At 57.9% G+C, this 18489-nt stretch carries 18 protein-coding genes; 7 read left to right on the top strand and 11 right to left on the bottom strand.

Translation table 11 applies throughout. The annotated features are described in order from the left end of the window. Positions 1 to 138: 138 nt before the first annotated feature. Positions 139 to 1611 (top strand): aminoacyl-histidine dipeptidase, encoded by a 1473-nt coding sequence (locus C3938_RS14375; RefSeq protein ID WP_105103933.1) that lies wholly within the window; start codon positions 139 to 141, stop codon positions 1609 to 1611. A 47-nt stretch (positions 1612 to 1658) separates the two neighbouring features. Here C3938_RS14375 and C3938_RS14370 read toward each other — a convergent pair whose 3' ends face one another. Continuing rightward, the gene (locus C3938_RS14370) at positions 1659 to 2717 is read right to left on the bottom strand and encodes a WD40/YVTN/BNR-like repeat-containing protein (RefSeq protein ID WP_199775615.1); all 1059 of its coding nucleotides are present in this window, start codon (positions 2715 to 2717) and stop codon (positions 1659 to 1661) included. A gap of 178 nt (positions 2718 to 2895) precedes the next feature. On the opposite strand from C3938_RS14370, the gene ybaK reads away from it, so the two are divergent. The 4 genes from ybaK to C3938_RS14350 all read left to right on the top strand — a co-directional run bounded on the left by ybaK (position 2896) and on the right by C3938_RS14350 (position 5874). Beyond that, positions 2896 to 3363 carry a Cys-tRNA(Pro) deacylase gene (ybaK, locus tag C3938_RS14365; RefSeq protein WP_105103932.1) on the top strand — a complete coding sequence of 156 codons (468 nt, stop codon included), beginning with the start codon at positions 2896 to 2898 and terminating at the stop codon, positions 3361 to 3363. Positions 3364 to 3393: 30 nt separating this feature from the next. Further along, positions 3394 to 4086, top strand: a complete 693-nt coding sequence (locus tag C3938_RS14360; protein ID WP_105103931.1) for an HAD hydrolase-like protein — start codon at positions 3394 to 3396, stop codon at positions 4084 to 4086. A 169-nt stretch (positions 4087 to 4255) separates the two neighbouring features. Then, positions 4256 to 5245, top strand: coding sequence for a recombination-associated protein RdgC (rdgC, locus tag C3938_RS14355; RefSeq protein ID WP_105103930.1), 990 nt, complete (start codon positions 4256 to 4258; stop codon positions 5243 to 5245). 95 nt (positions 5246 to 5340) lie between these two features. After that, complete coding sequence (locus tag C3938_RS14350; RefSeq protein ID WP_105103929.1) at positions 5341 to 5874, top strand: DUF4136 domain-containing protein; 534 nt, start codon at positions 5341 to 5343, stop codon at positions 5872 to 5874. Between the two features lie 68 nt (positions 5875 to 5942). Here C3938_RS14350 and gndA read toward each other — a convergent pair whose 3' ends face one another. Beyond that, a complete protein-coding gene (gene gndA, locus C3938_RS14345; protein WP_105103928.1) occupies positions 5943 to 7463 on the bottom strand; it encodes an NADP-dependent phosphogluconate dehydrogenase in 1521 nt (506 codons plus the stop codon). 183 nt (positions 7464 to 7646) lie between these two features. On the opposite strand from gndA, the gene C3938_RS14340 reads away from it, so the two are divergent. Together C3938_RS14340 and C3938_RS17945 are read left to right on the top strand one after the other, a co-directional pair. Beyond that, complete coding sequence (locus C3938_RS14340; protein ID WP_105103927.1) at positions 7647 to 8171, top strand: PH domain-containing protein; 525 nt, start codon at positions 7647 to 7649, stop codon at positions 8169 to 8171. A 187-nt stretch (positions 8172 to 8358) separates the two neighbouring features. Then, entirely contained in the window at positions 8359 to 9483 is a 1125-nt protein-coding gene (locus tag C3938_RS17945) for an esterase/lipase family protein (RefSeq protein WP_158681710.1), read from the top strand. A gap of 36 nt (positions 9484 to 9519) precedes the next feature. On the opposite strand, the gene C3938_RS14330 is transcribed toward C3938_RS17945, so the two are convergent. The 9 genes from C3938_RS14330 to mazG form a co-directional block, all read right to left on the bottom strand. Beyond that, complete coding sequence (locus C3938_RS14330) at positions 9520 to 10527, bottom strand: tryptophan--tRNA ligase (RefSeq protein WP_105103926.1); 1008 nt, start codon at positions 10525 to 10527, stop codon at positions 9520 to 9522. Between the two features lie 97 nt (positions 10528 to 10624). After that, positions 10625 to 11770 (bottom strand): tRNA-queuosine alpha-mannosyltransferase domain-containing protein, encoded by a 1146-nt coding sequence (locus C3938_RS14325; RefSeq protein ID WP_233998933.1) that lies wholly within the window; start codon positions 11768 to 11770, stop codon positions 10625 to 10627. A gap of 24 nt (positions 11771 to 11794) precedes the next feature. Beyond that, positions 11795 to 12679, bottom strand: coding sequence for an NAD(P)-dependent oxidoreductase (locus tag C3938_RS14320; protein ID WP_105103925.1), 885 nt, complete (start codon positions 12677 to 12679; stop codon positions 11795 to 11797). Positions 12680 to 12703: 24 nt separating this feature from the next. Further along, the gene (locus tag C3938_RS14315) at positions 12704 to 13504 is read right to left on the bottom strand and encodes an undecaprenyl-diphosphate phosphatase (protein WP_105103924.1); all 801 of its coding nucleotides are present in this window, start codon (positions 13502 to 13504) and stop codon (positions 12704 to 12706) included. Between the two features lie 60 nt (positions 13505 to 13564). Continuing rightward, on the bottom strand, positions 13565 to 14290 hold the full coding sequence (gene tsaB, locus C3938_RS14310; RefSeq protein ID WP_105103923.1) for a tRNA (adenosine(37)-N6)-threonylcarbamoyltransferase complex dimerization subunit type 1 TsaB: 726 nt from the start codon (positions 14288 to 14290) through the stop codon (positions 13565 to 13567). Between the two features lie 215 nt (positions 14291 to 14505). Next, positions 14506 to 15000 (bottom strand): hypothetical protein, encoded by a 495-nt coding sequence (locus C3938_RS18250; RefSeq protein WP_233998932.1) that lies wholly within the window; start codon positions 14998 to 15000, stop codon positions 14506 to 14508. A 530-nt stretch (positions 15001 to 15530) separates the two neighbouring features. Beyond that, positions 15531 to 16577 carry a ferrochelatase gene (hemH, locus tag C3938_RS14300; protein ID WP_105103921.1) on the bottom strand — a complete coding sequence of 349 codons (1047 nt, stop codon included), beginning with the start codon at positions 16575 to 16577 and terminating at the stop codon, positions 15531 to 15533. Between the two features lie 238 nt (positions 16578 to 16815). Continuing rightward, positions 16816 to 17469 carry an adenylate kinase gene (adk, locus tag C3938_RS14295; RefSeq protein WP_105103920.1) on the bottom strand — a complete coding sequence of 218 codons (654 nt, stop codon included), beginning with the start codon at positions 17467 to 17469 and terminating at the stop codon, positions 16816 to 16818. Between the two features lie 198 nt (positions 17470 to 17667). Next, positions 17668 to 18483 (bottom strand): nucleoside triphosphate pyrophosphohydrolase, encoded by an 816-nt coding sequence (gene mazG, locus C3938_RS14290; protein WP_105103919.1) that lies wholly within the window; start codon positions 18481 to 18483, stop codon positions 17668 to 17670. Positions 18484 to 18489: the final 6 nt, after the last annotated feature.

Here is an 18489-nt window from a genome sequence, read left to right as displayed (position 1 = left end):
ACCACCCACGCTACCGCCAACTTCCAGCAGACAGTTTCCACCCACATACTTCCGGTCGCGGCGCCAAAAGTGCCGCGACCTTTTTCGGCCCACCCGGATTGCGGTCTATACCCCCGGGCCCAAATAAAAGGAAATTCCATGTCGACCATCGCAGCGCTCAATCCCACACCTCTGTGGAAACATTTCGCCAAGCTGTGTGAAATCCCGCGCCCATCCAAACACGAAGACCAGGTCGTTGCCTACATCGTCGATTTCGCCAGAAATCGTGGTCTCGATGTAGCGCTGGACCAGATTGGCAATGTCATCATCAAGAAACCGGCCACCCCGGGCATGGAAGACCGTAAAACGTTGGCCATGCAGAGCCATGTAGACATGGTGCCGCAAAAAAATGCCGACACCGAGCACGACTTCCTCACCGATTCCATCAAGCCCTATGTCGATGGCGAATGGGTAACCGCGGAGGGCACCACCCTCGGCGCCGATAACGGTATCGGCGTGGCGGCTATCCTCGCACTGCTGGAGTCCACCGATATTCCACACCCCGCTCTCGAAGCGCTGCTGACCATTGATGAAGAAGCCGGAATGACTGGCGCCAAGAACCTGCAGCCGGGCCATTTTGAAGCGGATCTGCTGTTAAACCTGGACACCGAGGACGAAGGTGAGCTCTACGTGGGTTGCGCTGGCGGTGTAGACGTGAATGTTTCCCTGCCCTATTCCGCGGAATCCATGCCCGCCGGGCACCAGGCGTTCAAGCTGAGCGTACGCGGCCTGCGTGGCGGTCACTCCGGACTGGATATCGACAAGGGGCGCGGCAATGCCAACAAGATTGCCAACCGCATCATCGACACGGCTTTGCGGCAAGTGCCCGAATTGCGCATTGCCAGCCTCGACGGCGGCAGCCTGCGCAACGCCATTCCACGCGAATCGTTCAGCGTCATCACCGTGCCCGCCGAGAAGGCTGTGCAACTGCTAGATATCGCGCAGCAGGCGTCAGCTGTCATCAAGACGGAGCTGGATGGCGAAGCCAAACTGGAAATCACACTGGAGCCAACCGGGGCGCCGGCATCGGTAATGGACGCAGATGCCCAACTGAAACTGATCCGCACCATCCGCTGCTGCCCAAGTGGGGTCGAGCGTATGAGCACCGCGCTGGAGGGGATTGCCGAAACCTCCAACAACCTGGCCCGCGTTGTCACTGAAACAGAGAACGGGAACAGTCGCGTGCGCATCCAGTGCCTGGTCCGCAGTCTCTCCGATACAGCGCGCGATGAGCACGGCCTCAACGTGGCCGCCGCCTTCCAGCTCGCCGGTGCCCACACAAGCCTTGACAACGCCTACCCGGGATGGACTCCGAATATGAAATCGCCATTGCTGGCGCTGATGAAAGATGTCTATAAGGAAATGGAAGGGAAAGAGCCAGAAGTCAAAGTGATCCACGCCGGACTTGAATGCGGCCTGCTGGCCAAGCCCTATCCCAACTGGGATATGGTCTCCTTCGGCCCCACCATCCGCCGCGCACATTCACCGGAAGAACGGGTACACATCCAGAGCGTGGCGAATTTCTGGGATTACTTCCTGAAGGTCGTCGCTGCGATTCCCGCTGCTAAATAACCGCATGGCAACAGCCCGGCATCAGGCCGGGCTCGACATTTCACGGGTCACGGCTCCACGCGATCCGCCATCGTGAGTGTTGCCACCCGGCCATCGTGCCCGGCGGCCAGAATAACCCCCCGCCCCGCGGCCAGGGTGTAATAGCCTTCGCCGGGCAGCGGTTGCCAATTAGCGCCATGATCGAAGGAAACATCGCTGCCGGTCTTTCCCGTGATCACACACAACTCATCAACACAGGACATGGCTGTACGCAGTCCCCGTTGACCGGCGCTCACTGCGTACCAGCCCTGATCCCCTAGTGCCGCGAGATTCGGATATTCTCCAGGGCGATTCTGGAAGTCCCCACCCAGGACAAAGACCTGTCCCTTGTGATTCTGAGCGAGCGCGTAACCTCCAGCTGTAGCGGTTTCCGCATAAAGCGGCACCGGCATGCGCGTCCAGCTCTGGCCGAAATCCGCAGTCGAATAAACAGACGCGGCAAAGCCACCGGTGGTGAACCAGGCTTCGCCGTCGGCGCCGGCGCCGGCGCCGGCAATCAGCGTGTTACCACTGGCAGCGAAGGCAGCTTCCTTCGGTTTCATGGGCGGCAGGTGATCTTGTGCAACCCGCGACCAGCTGCGCCCTCCATCGCGGGTCAGCATAACCACGTAATAGCCTTCAACCGGATCGCCCAATAACATACCGTCATTGCGATTCCAGAAAGCGATGGCGTCAAAAAATCCGGTGGCATCAGGATTTTCGTACAACAGCTTCCAATGCGCCCCACCATCCTGAGTCAGGTAAAGCCGCGACTCGGAGCCGCTACCAACTCCCATTACCATCGCGGTGCGGTCATCAAACACTTCAATGTCGCGAAAGTCGGTAGGTGGCTGCCCGACAACCGATACATCCTGCCAGGAGCCGCCGCCATCCAGGCTTTTGAATACGGCATTTTCCGTACCGGTAACCCAAAGACTGGCCTCAGCGACAGCACTCCCGCGCAGCGAAACCTTTCTTTCCAGCTGCGAGCTCCGCCATTTCGGCTCAGTCTCGGCGGCAGTGGTACAGACACTCGCAAACACAAAAGGCAGAGCAAAAGGGAGCAGTAAGAGTATTCGCATGATCATGATTTGGCCCGGTAAGTTAGTACGGGAGAATCGCAGGGTTATCGGCCAATATAGGTCTTTTTTCGCCGTCAGTTCAACGCCCCGAGCCGTGGAGTGAGCACAGAAAAAGATCGGGTATTGAGAGGTGTGGGAATTTCTGGGACTATTTTTCCAATTCACGTGCAGCAGGGAACGCCCCATGACACCGGCAATCAACAGCGCCATCAACGCAAAAATTTCCTATCAGATCCACGAATACACCCATGATCCCGCGGCAGAATCCTATGGACTGGAGGCCGCGGAAAAGCTTGGGCTTGAGCCACACAAAGTATTCAAAACGCTGGTGGTGGCGTTGGACGGAAAATCCCTTGCGGTGGCGATACTGCCGGTGGAATGCCAACTCAGCATGAAACTGATCGCCAAAGCCGCCGGGGCGAAAAAGGCGGCCATGGCCGACAAGAACGCGGTAATGCGCTCTTCCGGCTATGTACTCGGGGGCGTAAGCCCGCTGGGGCAGAAAAAACTCCTGCCCACCTTCCTGCACTCTTCCGCAGAATCCGAGTCGACCATCTTTGTCAGTGCAGGCCGACGGGGACTGGAAATTGAGCTGGCACCCCAAGACCTGTTACAACTGACCCGTGGCCGGTTCGCGCCGCTGTTGATCTGAATAAAACCGGATGGAATAGAGGAATTATCCATGGCCCGTTATGAATGGTTGCTGTTTGACCTGGACGGCACATTGAGCGACCCCGCCGAGGGCTTCATCAACTGCATGAACCATGCCCTTGAGCAACACGATTTCGCCCCCTGCGCCGCCGCTGTACTCACACCTCATATAGGCCCGCCCCTGGAACAGACCATGGTACATCTGACCGGCAGCAGCGATGAAGCACTCATCCGTTCGATGGTGGAAAAGTACCGCGAGCGCTACGGTGAAACGGGATATGCGGAAAATACGCTCTACCCCGGTGTCGCCGAGATGCTGGAAAACCTGAGCCAAATCGAGCACACCCGCCTCGCTGTCTGCACCTCTAAGCGCGCGGATTTCGCCGGGCGAATTCTCGAACAGTTCGAACTTCATCACTACTTCGAATTTGTCAGTGGCGGCGATATCGGCATTGCGAAGTGGCAGCAACTGGAGAGACTGCTGGCGGAAAAACGCATCACTTCCCACGCACTTATGATCGGAGACCGTCACTTTGACCTGAGCGCGGCACACAGAAATAACCTGCCCTCCGCCGGCGTCCTGTGGGGATATGGCTCACGCCGGGAGCTGCTGGAGCACAACCCCGCATATCTGTTTGAAGCGCCCAATGACCTTCACGAAACCCTCGCAAAGCACATCGAATCCATTGCCGGGAACCCAAACAATGCGACTTTTCGCGAATAATCCACCCAGATCCTCCGCGAAGTACAAGAACCCGAAACTCAAAGTCAGATAAAACTGCGCGAAACCGAACTACCAGTCCCGATTTTGACTGGCCCCGTTTTCGCAACCATCGGATAATGCGCGGCCGCTTTGACGATCCCGATAAATCCGACAACAAACGGCCTGCTGTATGTGGTTTAAAAACCTGCGTGTCTATCGCCTCACCCGCGAATTCAACCTTTCCGCCGAACAGCTGAACGAGCTGCTCGAACCCGATACCTTTACCCCCTGCGGCAGTCAGGATATGGCCCGCTACGGCTGGGTTGCGCCCCTGGGCCGCCATGGCAGCGAACTGGTACACGCCGCCAACGGCTACCTGATGGTGTGCGCGAAGAAGCAGGAAAAGGTCATCCCCACAGCGGTGGTGAATGAAAAGGTCGAGGAAATGGCCCAGGCCATCGCCGACAAGGAGGCCCGCAGTGTAGGCCGCAAGGAGCGGCAGAACCTGAAGGATGAGGTGCTGCTGGAAATGCGCCCCAGGGCGTTCGCCCGCTCGCGCCTGCAGTTCGCCTACATCGACCCCAAAGACGGCTGGATTGTGGTCAACGCCTCTTCCGCCAAGGCAGCGGAGGAACTGCTGGAAAACCTGCGCGAGGCCATCAGCAGCCTGTCGGTGGTGCCGCTTACGGCGAAGAATATTCCCCAGCAGTCTATGACCCATTGGCTGTCCGCACCGGAAGCCCCGGCCAATTTCGAATTCGGCAACGAATGCGAACTACGCGACCCACAGGAATCCGGCAGTGTGATCCGCTGTAAAAACCAGGACCTGTGCGCGGAGGAAATCCACAATCACCTGGTGGCCGGTATGCAGGTACACAAACTGGGGCTTGTGTGGCGTGACGGTGTGGAGCTGATGGTGGACGACCAGCTCGCGATCAAGCGCCTCAAATTCAGCGACGCGGTCACTGAAAAGGCCGACAATGTGGATGCTGACGGCGCCGCGCAGCGGTTTGACATCGAATTTTCGGTAATGACCCTGGAAATTTCCGCGCTGCTCAAAGACCTGTTACAGGCCTTCGGTGGAGTGAATACCGACACTGCCAGCGTCGACGAGATTGTCGCCCGCGCAACACAGAGCGAGCGCGACCGGCAGCTGGCAACGGAAGTCGAGGAAGTCTGACCAGCAGGTTTTTCCATGATTTCCGGGCGTGGTTTCAGGCCAATCCCAAACTAAGCTGGTGCGGGTCAGCAGCAGAGTAGTTTCGGGATTGCCCCATGAAACAGAATCCACACAACATCGTGCGCGCGATATCCGCTTCCAGCCTGCTCACCCTCGCCGTGGCGGGTGCCGCAGTCAGTAGTACGTTCACCCTGACCGGCTGTACCAGTTCGGAGACACAGCGCACCACTTCTACGGCCTTTGGTCAGTATCAGACGTTTGGCTTCGCACCGGTTTCCGGCAGTAATGGCCGCGCCATGTCGCTGGCACAGAACGAAGTTTCCCAGCAGCTGATGGCCCGCGGCCTGATGCCAAGCAATAATCCCGACCTGCTGGTAAGTGTGCAGGTACGGGCAAATCCCATCGTCCGAATGCCGGGAAACACTAACCTCGGTAGCGCGCATGCCAATGTCAACACCTCCACCGAGGGGCACCTCACCATTGACCTGACAGATGCGCGGCAAAAACAGGTGGTGTGGCGCGGCTACACCTCACAACCCATTACCCGGAAGGTGCTGGACAACCCGGAGCGATCCATGGACCGGGCGGTGATTGATGCTTTCCGCAGTTTTCCGCTACGCGCACGCTGAGTGGTCTTCAGCAAAATCAAAAATGGCCGCAACTTGCGGCCATTTTTGTTCAGACATGTTGTTACCGGTCAGACTTTCTTCACGGGCCGGCCGGGCTCCCCCCAGAGCACGTGATATTTTTCCTGCTCCGGTCGATCCACCCGCGAAAAGGTGTGCGCACCAAAGAAATCCCGCTGCGCCTGCAACAGGTTGGCCGGCAGGGATTCGCGGCGGAAGGCATCGTAGTAGCTGAGTGCCGAAGACAGTGCCGGTACCGGAATACCACCGATGGTCGCGTCGGCCACAGCGCGGCGCCAGTTACCCTGATGATTGGCGATCTGCTCGATAAAGAATTCGTCCAGCAGCAGATTGGAGAGCTTGGTATCCCGCTCGTAGGCATCGCTGATGGACTGCAAAAACACCGCGCGAATAATGCAGCCTGCGCGCCAGATACGTGCGATTTCCGCGAAGTTGAGTTCCCAGTCCTGCTCGCGCGCGGCGAGTTTCATCAGGTCAAAACCCTGGGCATAAACGCAGATTTTCGCGCAATAAAGCGCATCGTGCAGCTGCGCGATAATCTCATCGCGCTTGTCATTCGCAACCGGTGCCACATCCGGGCCCACCAGTTTTTTCGCCGCGCGGGTACGCAGTACCTTGCGGGTGGAGAGCGCGCGGGCAAAAACCGCTTCCGCAATACTCGGCGCCGGACAACCCAGTTTCAGGGCGTCCACCGCAGTCCACAGGCCGGTGCCCTTCTGTCCCGCGCGGTCGAGAATCATATCCACCAGCGGCTTGCCGGTTACGGAGTCCGGGGTGTCCAGTACTTCTGCACTGATATCGATCAGATAGCTGTTGAGTACACCCTTGTTCCACTCGCGGAATACCGCAGCGATTTCCTGAGGGGTCATCTCCAGCGCGCTGCGCATCACATCGTACACTTCGCAGATCATCTGCATATCCGCGTACTCAATACCGTTGTGCACCATTTTGACGAAATGACCGGAGCCGATGGGGCCAATATAGGCGGCACAGGGTTCGCCTTCAGTGACGGGATTGCCCGGCTCAAAGCGCTCGATAGGCTGGCCGGTGGCGGCATCCACCTTGGCGGCGATGGCATGCCACACGGGCTCAATACGCGCCCAGGCGTAGCGGTCACCACTCGGCATCAGCGACGGCCCGAAGCGGGCCCCCACCTCGCCACCGGACACGGCGGTGGTAAAGAAAATCAGCTTGCCCTCGTAACGTCTGGCGCGCTTGACCGAATCGGTCCATAGGCTGTTGCCGGTATCGATCACGATATCGTCCGCGCGCAGGCCCGCGTCCAGCAGCTTGTTGCACACGTCGTCCACCGGTGCACCGGCCGGGACGGAGAGAATCACCAGATGTGGCGCTTTTACCCGCGAGAGCAGCTCGGTGTAAGAGTTACAGACCTCCACTCGCGGCGCCTGATCGCCGCGCTCTTTGGCATCCTGCGCCAACAGTGCCTCCAGGCGCCCGTGGTCCAAATCAAACGCACACACGCGGTATCCGTTGTCGACGAGATTGAGAATGAGGTTTTTCCCCATGACGCCCGCGCCAATAAAACCGATATCACAGCGTGAATCCGACATGAATTTCTCCAGAGTTTGGGTACAGCAAAATGCGCGCGGAGTATAGCAATCGACAGCGCTGGCCGGGAGCGGAAACTTGCCAGTCAGGACATCGGTGACCGACGATTTCCCCTTGCCTCGAGATGTCATTACACTCCGGTGTTATCAGGCCTCATTCCACCACGCAGCCCAGAGCGATATCCCGTGCCCATACCAAACACACCCGGCAGAGAATTTTCAGCCCCCTGGAGCCGTGCGCTCGGCTTCCTGACATTGTTGACCAGCCTCATTCTGCTCGGTATTGGCATTACCCTCTGGCTGAAAGCCCCGGAAAATCCGCCACTTCTGTATCAGTTAAGCATCTGGATGTGCCCCGGCATTCTGCTGCTGTCTGCGCTGTTTGCGGTGCGCGGCTACCGCCTGCAGGATCGGGAGTTATGGGTACTGCGCCCCGGCTGGAAAACCCGCATCGCACTGGATGGGATGACGTCCGTCAGCTTCGAACCCGATGCTACCAAAGGATCTATCCGCCTGTTTGGCAATGGTGGTTTTTTCGCATTCAGTGGCCTGTTTCGCAATCAGAGCCTGGGCAGGTATCGCGCGTTTGCCACGGATATGTCCCGTACCGTTGTCATTCGGTTGCCAACCCGGACACTGGTGGTTACTCCCGACAAACCCGAGCACTTCGTGGACATGCTGAAACCGCTCACCGATACCGCGGCCAGATAAACCCTACATGTCCGTGATACCGTCGTCCCTTCGCGCTCGCTGGACTACACTGAGGTTCAACAGGTTAATTTCACGCCAACTCATTCAGGGAGCGTTACTACTGGTGACTCCGCCTCGACAGCCTTTACCTTCCCTGCCGCAGCTGTTTACCGCGGTATTACTGATATTGAGTTTTTCCGGGCCCGGTATGGCCGCCCCCTCAGCCACAGCAGATTGTGTAATTCTCCTGCACGGCCTGGCGAAGTCCAACGGCTCCATGAAAAAGCTGCAGCAGACAATCGCCGAGGCGGGTTTCCGCACGGTGAATGTTGACTACCCGTCGACGGACTTTCCGATTGAAGAACTCGCGGGCCCAGCCATTGCACCGGCGCTGGACCAATGTGCCGCGCCGGATTCCCAAGGCTCGGGGGCCCGGGCATCGGGCTCGAAAAAAAGTCGCGTACATTTCGTCACCCACTCCATGGGGGGTATCCTGGTGCGTCAGTATCTGAGTCAGGTGAAGCTCGATAATCTCGGTCGCGTGGTCATGCTAGGCCCACCCAACCAGGGCAGTGAAGTTGTGGACAAACTGGGAAAATTTCCCGGATTTCATTTCATGTTTGGCGATGCGGGGCTACAGCTCGGCACGGGCAAAATGAGCGTGCCCAATCAGCTGGGGGCGGCGAATTTTGATGTGGGCATCATTGCGGGAACCAAGAGCATCAACCCTATTCTCTCGACACTGTTGCCGAATAGAGACGACGGCAAGGTCTCGGTGGCACGCACCCGTCTAGAGGGCATGAACGATCACCTGGAAATGCCCGTGACGCACGTATTCATGATGAAAAATGCCGGCGTCATTGAACAGGTCATCCACTATCTGCGCCATGGCCGTTTTCAGCGGGATTCGACCGACACGGCCAACGGCGACGACTCCACTTCCGCGCCCCGGCAAGAAAAAATCCTGTTTCCGGAGCCCGCGGCAGACACGGACGAAGCGAGCGGCACCCCGCCATCTGGAGATCGGGGTCAGAGCACCAGCGTGCATGCCACGATCAACGGCCATCAGGCGATTGAATATCTGCTCGATGCCAAGACCGGTCAGTCCCTGGCGCTGGATCTACACAGCGACAATGCCCACGCCGCATACCGCATCACCGCGCCAGCGGCCGCACGCGCCTTGCATAATGGGCACGGACAACAGTCGAGCTATTCCGTCACGCTGCCGCGGGATGGGACCTATCGACTGCTGATTTATCTGCTGGAAGGCGCGGCCAGCGCTGGGGAAAGTGCAGAGTTTTCTCTGGATATCCAGTTGCGCAACCCCGGCTGAAGGATCCAACCGGGACTCCGCCTGAAACCGCGGAGATCAGCCAATCTTGCGGATGCCCACCGCTTCGCGGAGCTTCGCAAGGAATGGACGGGAATATTCGCGGGCCTTGTGCGCCCCCTTTTCCAGCTCCACTTCAATCTCAGCGGGGTTCGCCAGCAGCTCGTTGTAGCGCTCCCGCGCCTCTCCGATCTGGCCATTGATCAGTTCAAACAACTGCTTCTTGGCCTCGCCCCAGGCGATACCCTCGGCAAACGCCTTGCGCATCTCCGCGGTCTGCTCGGGAGTGGCGAAAGCCTGCCATATCTGGAATACAGTGGAAGTATCCGGGTCTTTGGGCTCACCGGGCTCCAGCAAGTTGGTCAGAATCTTGTTGATGTGTTTTTTCAGCTGCTTTTCCGGCAGGAACAGCGGGATGGTATTGCCGTAGCTCTTGCTCATCTTGCGACCATCAAGCCCCTGTAACACCGATACATGTTCGTCCACCACCGCTTCCGGCAGCGCGAAGTGCTCCCCGTAATGGTGATTGAACCGCTGGGCGATATCGCGAGCCATTTCGATGTGCTGGACCTGGTCTTTGCCCACCGGCACCTTGTTGGCGTTGAACATCAGGATATCCGCCGCCATCAGGATCGGGTAGCTATACAGACCCATGGTGATACCAAAATCGGAGTCCTGGCCGTCGTCACGATTGCTGTCGACCGCCGCCTTGTAAGCGTGAGCGCGATTCATCAGCCCCTTGGCAGTCTGGCAGGTGAGCAGCCAGGTGAGTTCCGGAATCTCGGTGATGTCCGACTGGCGGTAAAAGACCACGTTATCGGTGTTCAATCCCAGCGCCAGCCAGGTGGCGGCGATTTCCAGGGTAGACTGATGCACCAGCTGCGGGTCCTGGCATTTGATCAGCGCGTGGTAATCCGCCAGAAAATAGAACGACTGATTGTTCTCCTCCTGACTGGCGGCAATGGCCGGGCGAATGGCGCCCACGTAGTTTCCCAGATGAGGAGTGCCGGTGGTGGTAATACCGGTGAGTACGCGCTGCTTGCTCATAGATCCTTGCTGTTCCGTTCTTCTGAATTACTGTCGGCGAATGCAGGGCCGAATGATACCTGTTTCCCTCACAGGGGGGTACGCTCAGTTACTCCGGTCATTCGAGAGCTCGGATATCCATCAATAGATCGCGATACTCAGTACCGAGATGGCTCCAGGAATAGCCGCTCATATCGAGGCGGGGCAATGCCCGCCCTTCTGACAGATAGCCGGCCAGCGTTTTCAAACGATCTACGGCGCCAGATACCGAGCTGTATCGGTGCTCACTACCGTAATACTCGGGATAGGCAAGCGCATCGGGGACCACCGGGCAGCATCCGAGTGCCACCGCCTCCATCACAGACAGGCCCTGGAACTCGTGATTGGCCGTGGAAAGAATGATGTGGCTGTGTTTCAGAGTCGCCCGATAGAGTTCGGCACTCTCCACGTAGCCAACTACAAGGAGATGATCGGCGAAGCACGTCTGGATAGTAGTGAATTCGTCGGGGCTGCTTCTGAAAGACTGCCCCATCATATTCAGCAGGAACTTGACGCCAGCCTCCTTCAGCCCTTCGAGTATCTTCAACAAACGGTCAGCGCCCTTATCGTATTCCCAGCGCGCTGCCCAACTGATGATCAGCGTATCCGCGTCAGGAGTGCCGGTGAAGCCATTCTCCCAGCGGTGATGCCAGGCAAACTCTGCGGCTGGAACCTCACCGGTTGCCGGACGAGATGCGGCCTCTTCCAGCGGCACCGGCAGCACGCGGGATTTTCCGGCGATTTCTTCACAGATGCCTTTCGGCACCTGGTCCGGCAATTTTTGCAGCAGTGCCGCGGCGCCGCACAACAGGGTCTTGCGGTTGTACTCTGAATTGAATAGCAGCAGGTCGCCACACAGCGCGGTGTAGATATTCAACAGTTGCGGCTCCACGCTCACCACCGCGTCTTTACTGCGTGGGTAGTCGAACTGGTTTTCGTGAAAATAGACGGCGGTCGGTATACCAGCGAGGGATGGCACCAACCCGCGCAGAGAAGCGAGGTCGGTCATCGACGTAGTAACCAACAAATCCCAGGACTGCTGCAATAGTGAAAGCGACTCTCCCCGCCCCCAACTGAGGCTGTTACCGCGCACCCGCCAGCTGAAATAGCGCGGCGGCAGACTGAGAACCGTCCACTCCCATTCTGGAAGTGCCGCAACCAGACCGCGCCGCCAGCGCTTGTGGCTGTCGGCGTCATAGGCGGAAAGCAGAAGTACCTTCACCATTCTGGCTCCCGCGAAAATCGCCGCTTAACGGAAATCGCGGATATTCGTCAGGCGTGCAAACAGGCTGGAGGTATCCCAGCGGTTCCCCCCCAGGGCCTGTACTTCGCTGTAGAACTGGTCCACCAAGGCCGTGACGGGCAACAGAGCACCATTGCGCTTGGCCTCATCGAGCACAATGCCGAGATCCTTGCGCATCCAGTCCACCGCGAAGCCGTGTTCATACTCGCCGGCCAGCATGGTCTTGTAGCGGTTTTCCATCTGCCAGCTCTGTGCGGCACCTTTGGAAATCACCTCAACGACCTGCTCGGCATCAAGCCCTGCGGCACGGGCGAAATGCAGTCCTTCCGCAAGCCCCTGAATCACTCCGGCGATACAGATTTGATTGACCATCTTGCACAGCTGACCACTGCCCACGGGGCCAAGCAAATTCACTGCGCGGGCGTAGCAGTCGAGCAGGGGTCTGGCCCGCTGATACGCACCCTCGTCGCCACCAACCATGATCGTCAGCGCACCATTCTCCGCACCCGCCTGGCCACCGGACACCGGCGCGTCCAGAAACCCGATACCCTGGGCAGCGGCTTCTTCCGCAAGCTCACGTGCCACGTCCGCCGACGCCGTGGTGTGATCCACGAACAGACTATCGTGATCCATACCGAGGAAGGCCCCGTTCGGTCCGGTGGTAACCTGGCGCAAATCCGCATCGTTGCCTACACAGGCAAATACAAACTCCGCGCCACGCGCCGCTTCCTCCGGCGTGGCAAAGGACTCTCCCCGGTAGGTTTGCAGCCACTGATCGGCACGGGCCGCGGTACGGTTATAAATCCGTACCCGATAACCCGCGCGAGAAAGATAACCGGCCATGGGGAACCCCATAACTCCGAGCCCGAGGAAAGCGACAGTGGTTGTCATAGAAATGCCCGATAAACGATTGACTCAGTGAACAAGAAGAAGCCAGATCAGCGCACTGCCAAGCAAAAGGCGATAGATGGCAAAGGGTGCCATGCCGATACGGCTGATAAATTGCAAAAAGAAATGAATACAGAGATAGGCGCTGATACCCGACAGCAATACGCCAAGGAAAATGCTGCCCCATGGTACCGAGTGGCTGTCCAGCAACTCCAGCGTCAGTAACAGCGCACTGAGCGCTATCACCGGTATCGACATGAGAAATGAGAAACGTGCAGCGGCTTCCCGCTTCATTCCGAGCATCAAACCCGCCGTCATGGTGATACCGGAGCGCGAAGTGCCAGGAATCAGCGCCAGCGCCTGAGCAGCGCCGATCATCAGTGCCTTTTTCCAGTTCAGTTTTCCGATGTCGTCCCGCCGTGAACCGCGGACATCCGCCCACCACAGCAACACACCAAACACAATTGTGGTAATGGCGATGACGAAAGAAGAGCGCAGGTGGGTTTCAATAAATCCCTTGAAGACCAGGCCGACGATTCCTGCGGGAATGGTTGCCAGCACAATCAACCAGGCAAGGCGGCCTTCATCACTAAATTGGCCGGTTTTAAAGCCCCCCAGTCCGTCGGTAATCAACTGCCACACGTCCTTGCGGAAATACACCAGCACCGCAATAAGAGAGCCAAAATGCACCGCCACATCAAACGCCAGCCCCTGATCAGGCCACCCCAGCACTTGATTCGGAAGGATCAGGTGAGCGGAGCTGGAGATCGGAAGAAACTCGGTGATGCCCTGAATGAGGGACAGAATGATGATCTGAAAAATTTCCATAATTGATGACTACTGCCTGCAGATCCGCTACCCACGGACGCCCTGTTGATGATCGGTGATTCAATGGGGACGAATGCGCTCGCGCTTTTTCCAGGTCACTTCATTGCGAAGATATGCGGGCTCCAGCTCTTCCGCACTGACCTGAATCCCCAGCCCCCAAAGATTTGCCGCCAGTACCGCAATGTCCTGCGCATGGATGGCCGACTCGCGAGAAACGGCCAGGGGACTCAGTGCCGCCAGCTCCGGATATTCCCAGCCGGGCCCCGCAGCATAGAATGAATCGCGACCGGAGCTACGGCCCTCCTGCACATGCCCGGTGGTCCGCAGCACGGATACAACCTGTTGTGGTGAAGAAACGGCATCAGCGATCAATGCACTGGTGGGATTTTCCTGCGGGTAAAGCCCCCAGTAAACCTCCTGCGTTCGTGCATCCAATGCCGCCAGTACCGGGGCCTCGCCCCACTCGGGATGGGTTCGTCGCGCGCCCAATGCCAGCGCCGCCAGACTGGATACGGGCACTACCGGCTTGTCTGCCGAAAAGGCAAGCCCCTGAACACTGCTGATGGCGATTCGCAGACCGGTGAAGGAACCGGGGCCCTGGCTTACGGCCAGGGCATCCATTTGCCCCAGACTACTCTGACCTTCCGCCAGTACCGCCTCCAGCATGGGCAGCAGGCGACGGGTATGATCCCGCTCGGCCCGAAAAAACTGTTCGACAACCTGCCCATCAACGTAGAGGGCGACGGAACAGGCACCGGAAGTGGTATCAACAGCCAGGATTTTCAAGGAATACGCCCCTCACTCGCATCACACAGTCGAGTCCGACCCCCGGGGAATGGGTGCCAGACGAAGGAGGCGAATTGTGGCACGACCAGCGACAAACGCAAACCGGGCGAGGCGCGCCCATGCATACGGCAGGTCCCACTGAGGCGTTGAGAGATAGAGAAGATAGAGCGACAAAAACCCCGGCACAGGGCCGGGGTTCACAGATCAGCGGAAGATCAGGCCGCTTTTGGTGGACGACCGCGGCGACCTGCGGCTTTCTTTGCCGCCGTCTTTTTCGCGGGGCGCCCACGCGCGGCGGACTTCTTCGGGGCTGATTTCACGGCTTTAGTGGCGGCCTTTTTGGCTGCGGACTTCTTGGCAGGAGACTTCTTCACGGCCGTTTTCTTGGCCGCCGATTTACTTGCTGCCCTTTTTTTGCTCGCAACCTTGCTCGCCTTTTTGGCCTCTGCCTTCGCTTTGGCCGCGGCCTTCTTCTCCAGAGCCTTGGCACTCGCCGCCGCCTTTTTCGCCGCGGCCTTCACTTTCGCAGTGGCTTTCTTCTCCGCCGCTTTTACTTTTTTGGCATCAGCCTTTGCTCTGGCCTTTTTCCAGCGGCTCGCAAAGGCCTTCACGGCCTTCTCCAGCTCTTTATCCGCTTTGGCGGCAAGCTTGTCGGCCATGTCTGCAACTTTTTTCTTGGCTGACTCTTCCGCCTGACGCACCGCATCCATTGCACTGGCTTTGGCCAGCCCCAGCTTGGCCTGTGCCAGCTGAGCTCTTTGCGCTCTCAGCTTGGCGTTGGCCGAAGTCAGCGCCTGCTTGGCAGCAGCGGAATTGCTTTTCTGCGCACGTGCTCGGGCTTTACCCACTCGATCCAGCTGAGTATCCAGAGCTTTGGCTGCGGCATCTACCGCTTTCTGAGCCTTGGTAACAACCGGTGAAGTGGATGCCGGTGAGGTGGTTGCTTTGACCTTAGCGGCCGGTTTTGCTTTCGCTACGCGTTTCGCTTTGGCAGCTTTCTTTGCGACTCGTGCCATTCCCTTGTCTCCTCTTTCTCTGTAGAAGAAGTCACTCTGAACACAGATAGGTGTCGGCCAGCCATAGAAAATGACACGGCTGTATCAAAGTTAATAAAAAAAAAGGCGTTTGCAAGAAATAAAGTAAAAAAACAACCAAAAAATCAAAAATATTTCGATTTTTTACGTTTCGACAGGGGGCAACGGGTGAATTTCGCAGGCCGAAAGTAAAAAACTCAAAAAATTTATCCGGAAAATCCCTCAGGCATTCTCTCCCGGACAATCGCCTCAATAGCGATAAGGTGATCCTCGCGCGCATTCAATGCCGGAATGTATCGATATTCGCTGCCACCGGCATCAATAAAATTAGCGCGATTCTCCACCGCGATTTCTTCCAGAGTCTCCAGACAATCCGCGGAAAAGGCCGGACAGATCACATCGACACTCGCCACACCGGCCCGCCCCCATTCCGCCAGGGTTTTGTCCGTATACGGCTGCAACCATTCCGCCTTGCCAAATCGGGACTGAAATGTAATTTCCCATTTATCCCGCGGCAGCGCCAACGCCGCAGCCAAGCGCTCAGCAGTGCCGCAGCAGTGCCGGTAATAAGGGTCGCCTTTGCGGATGTTGGCCTTGGGAATACCGTGGAATGACATCAGCAGTTTTTCCGCCGGGCCATGCTCCTCCCAGTGTTCCCGTACGGAGTTGGCTAGTGCTTCTATATAAAGGGGGTGCTCCCAGTAATCATGTACCACGGTGATATCTGGCACATTGCGCGAGGTGCGGATGACGTCCGCCACCTGATCGTAAATGGCGCCAGTAGTTGTAGCAGAGTACTGAGGGTAAAGCGGCAAGATGGTGAAACGGTCGGCCCCCTCCGCTTGCAAACGGGCAATGGTATCGGCCAGCTTTGGGGCGCCGTAGGTCATGGCGTGGGTAACGATAACCTCTCGCGGGTTATTTTCCGATCCACTGCTTCCCGAGGCCTCCCCCTCCGCTAGCGCATCAAATCGCTGCTGCAGAAGCGCGACCTGACGCAAGGTGTAGTAGGTAATCGGCGAACCGGTCACCGCCTCACCATCGAGACCGTGATCCCAGATTTCCTGGTAGGCCGGTGCAATCCGAGCCGGCCTGAGCGGTAGAACAAACAGGTTGAGTATCACCTGCCAGACCGGGCGGGGAATTTCCACAACTCTGGGATCAGACAGAAACTCCCTGAGAAAACGCCGCACCGCCGCCGGGGTGGGCTCGACAGGGGTGCCGAGGTTCATCAGGATAATCGCGTGAGCCATAGTCGTTTGCACTCCAACGGGTTCAGGTGCTATTCCCGGCTTTTTGTCGTAACGACAAAGGTCATTCTTCACCGGAAGTCTGCTCCAATACAGGGCGGCAGTATTCCAGAGTCCGGCGTAAAAGTATTTATCGACGTAACAAACAGCCAGACAAACATGAACAGTAGCGCGGCCAGCGCGCCAAAGAAAAAGGCTCCCGGAGGAGCCTTTTCTCTTATCTCTGCCGATGGCTGCGGTATCAGCTCAATGCGGAGATCACTTTTTCACGGATCTGATCCATGGAACCAACACCCTCAACCTTGCTGTACTTCGGGGCAGTCTCTGGCGCGCGCTGAGCCAGTTCGCGGTAGAAACCCACGAGAGGCTCGGTCTGCTCATGATAAACAGAGAGCCGGTTGCGCACGGTTTCTTCGCTGTCATCCACACGCTGTACCAGCGCTTCACCGGTCACATCATCCACACCTTCGTTTTTCGGCGGGTTGTACACCAGGTGATAGACGCGGCCAGAACCTTCGTGCACCCGGCGACCAGAGAGACGCTTGACGATTTCCTCGTCATCTACAGCAATTTCCAGTACATGGTCAATTGCCACATCCGCGTCCAGCAGGGCCTGCGCCTGGGGAATGGTGCGGGGAAAACCGTCGAACAGGAAGCCGTTGGCGCAGTCCGCCTGGGCAATACGCTCTTTTACCAGGGCAATGATCAGATCGTCGCTTACCAGTTTGCCCGCGGCCATCACATCCTTGGCCTGCAAACCCAGCGGCGTACCCGCCTTGACTGCGGCTCGCAGCATGTCTCCGGTAGAAATCTGAGGAATTCCAAACTTCTCGGTGATGAATTGAGCCTGGGTGCCCTTTCCGGCGCCCGGCGCGCCCAGAAGTATGATTCGCATAATCAGATAATCTCCAGATCATACCCGGAGCAAAGTTGCCCCAGTGATAAAAAGAGCGCTACCTTACACTTTGCCCCAAGGCAGAACAAGTCCGTAAGTGGTCAGGCCGAATTCGGTAATTTTTCTACAAAACTCAGGTTTTATTGCCCAATCAATACGGATTAGCGTCTGATCCGTTCCTGCAGAGCAACCCGGGAATCACGATTCCTCCGAGCTTTTTGCCGCTTCCCAGAGCCGGTCCAGCTCCTCCAGCGACACATCGGAGGGTTGCTGGTTGCGCAGTCTGAGCGCGCTTTCCACCTCGCCGAAACGGCGCTCGAATTTGCGATTGCACTGACGCAATGCCGTTTCCGGATCGACACTCAGGTGTCGCGCCACGTTGACACAGGAAAACAACAGGTCACCCAGCTCTTCGCGGGCATGTGCCGTATCGCCGGAGGTAATTGCTTCGCGCAGCTCCTGGAGTTCCTCCGCCACCTTTTCCAGAACGCCGTCGACTGCCGGCCAGTCGAACCCCACCTGGGCGGCACGCTTTTGCAGCTTAGCCGCGCGGGTCAGGGCCGGCAGGCCCGAGGCCACCCCACCGAGGGTGCCGCGCTCACCTTTGGACTCACGCTCTGCCGCCTTGGTCGCTTCCCAATTGGCTTTGATCTGCTCTTCGTCGATGTCGACACTCCGATTATCGCCATACAGATCTCCGGAGGGGAACACATGGGGATGACGCCGCACCAGCTTGCGCACCAGAGTGTCAACAATGCCGGAGAAATCGAAGTGTCCCTGCTCGCGGCCGAGCTGCGCATAAAAGATGACCTGAAACAGGAGATCTCCCAGCTCTTCCCGCAGATGCGTGAAATCTTCCCGCTCGATGGCCTCCGCTACCTCATAGGCCTCTTCAATGGTGGAGGGCACGATGGTGGCAAACGTCTGCTTCAGATCCCACGGGCAACCGCTTTCGGGATCGCGCAGTTGCGACATCAAATATTGCAGGTCTTCTACGCTATATGGCTGTGTCATCGGTTC

The sequence above is a fragment of the Microbulbifer pacificus genome, from assembly GCF_002959965.1.
GTDB lineage: Bacteria > Pseudomonadota > Gammaproteobacteria > Pseudomonadales > Cellvibrionaceae > Microbulbifer > Microbulbifer pacificus_A.
The sequence above is the reverse complement of the archived record's forward strand: the minus strand, read 5'-3'. Positions and strand labels throughout refer to the sequence as shown.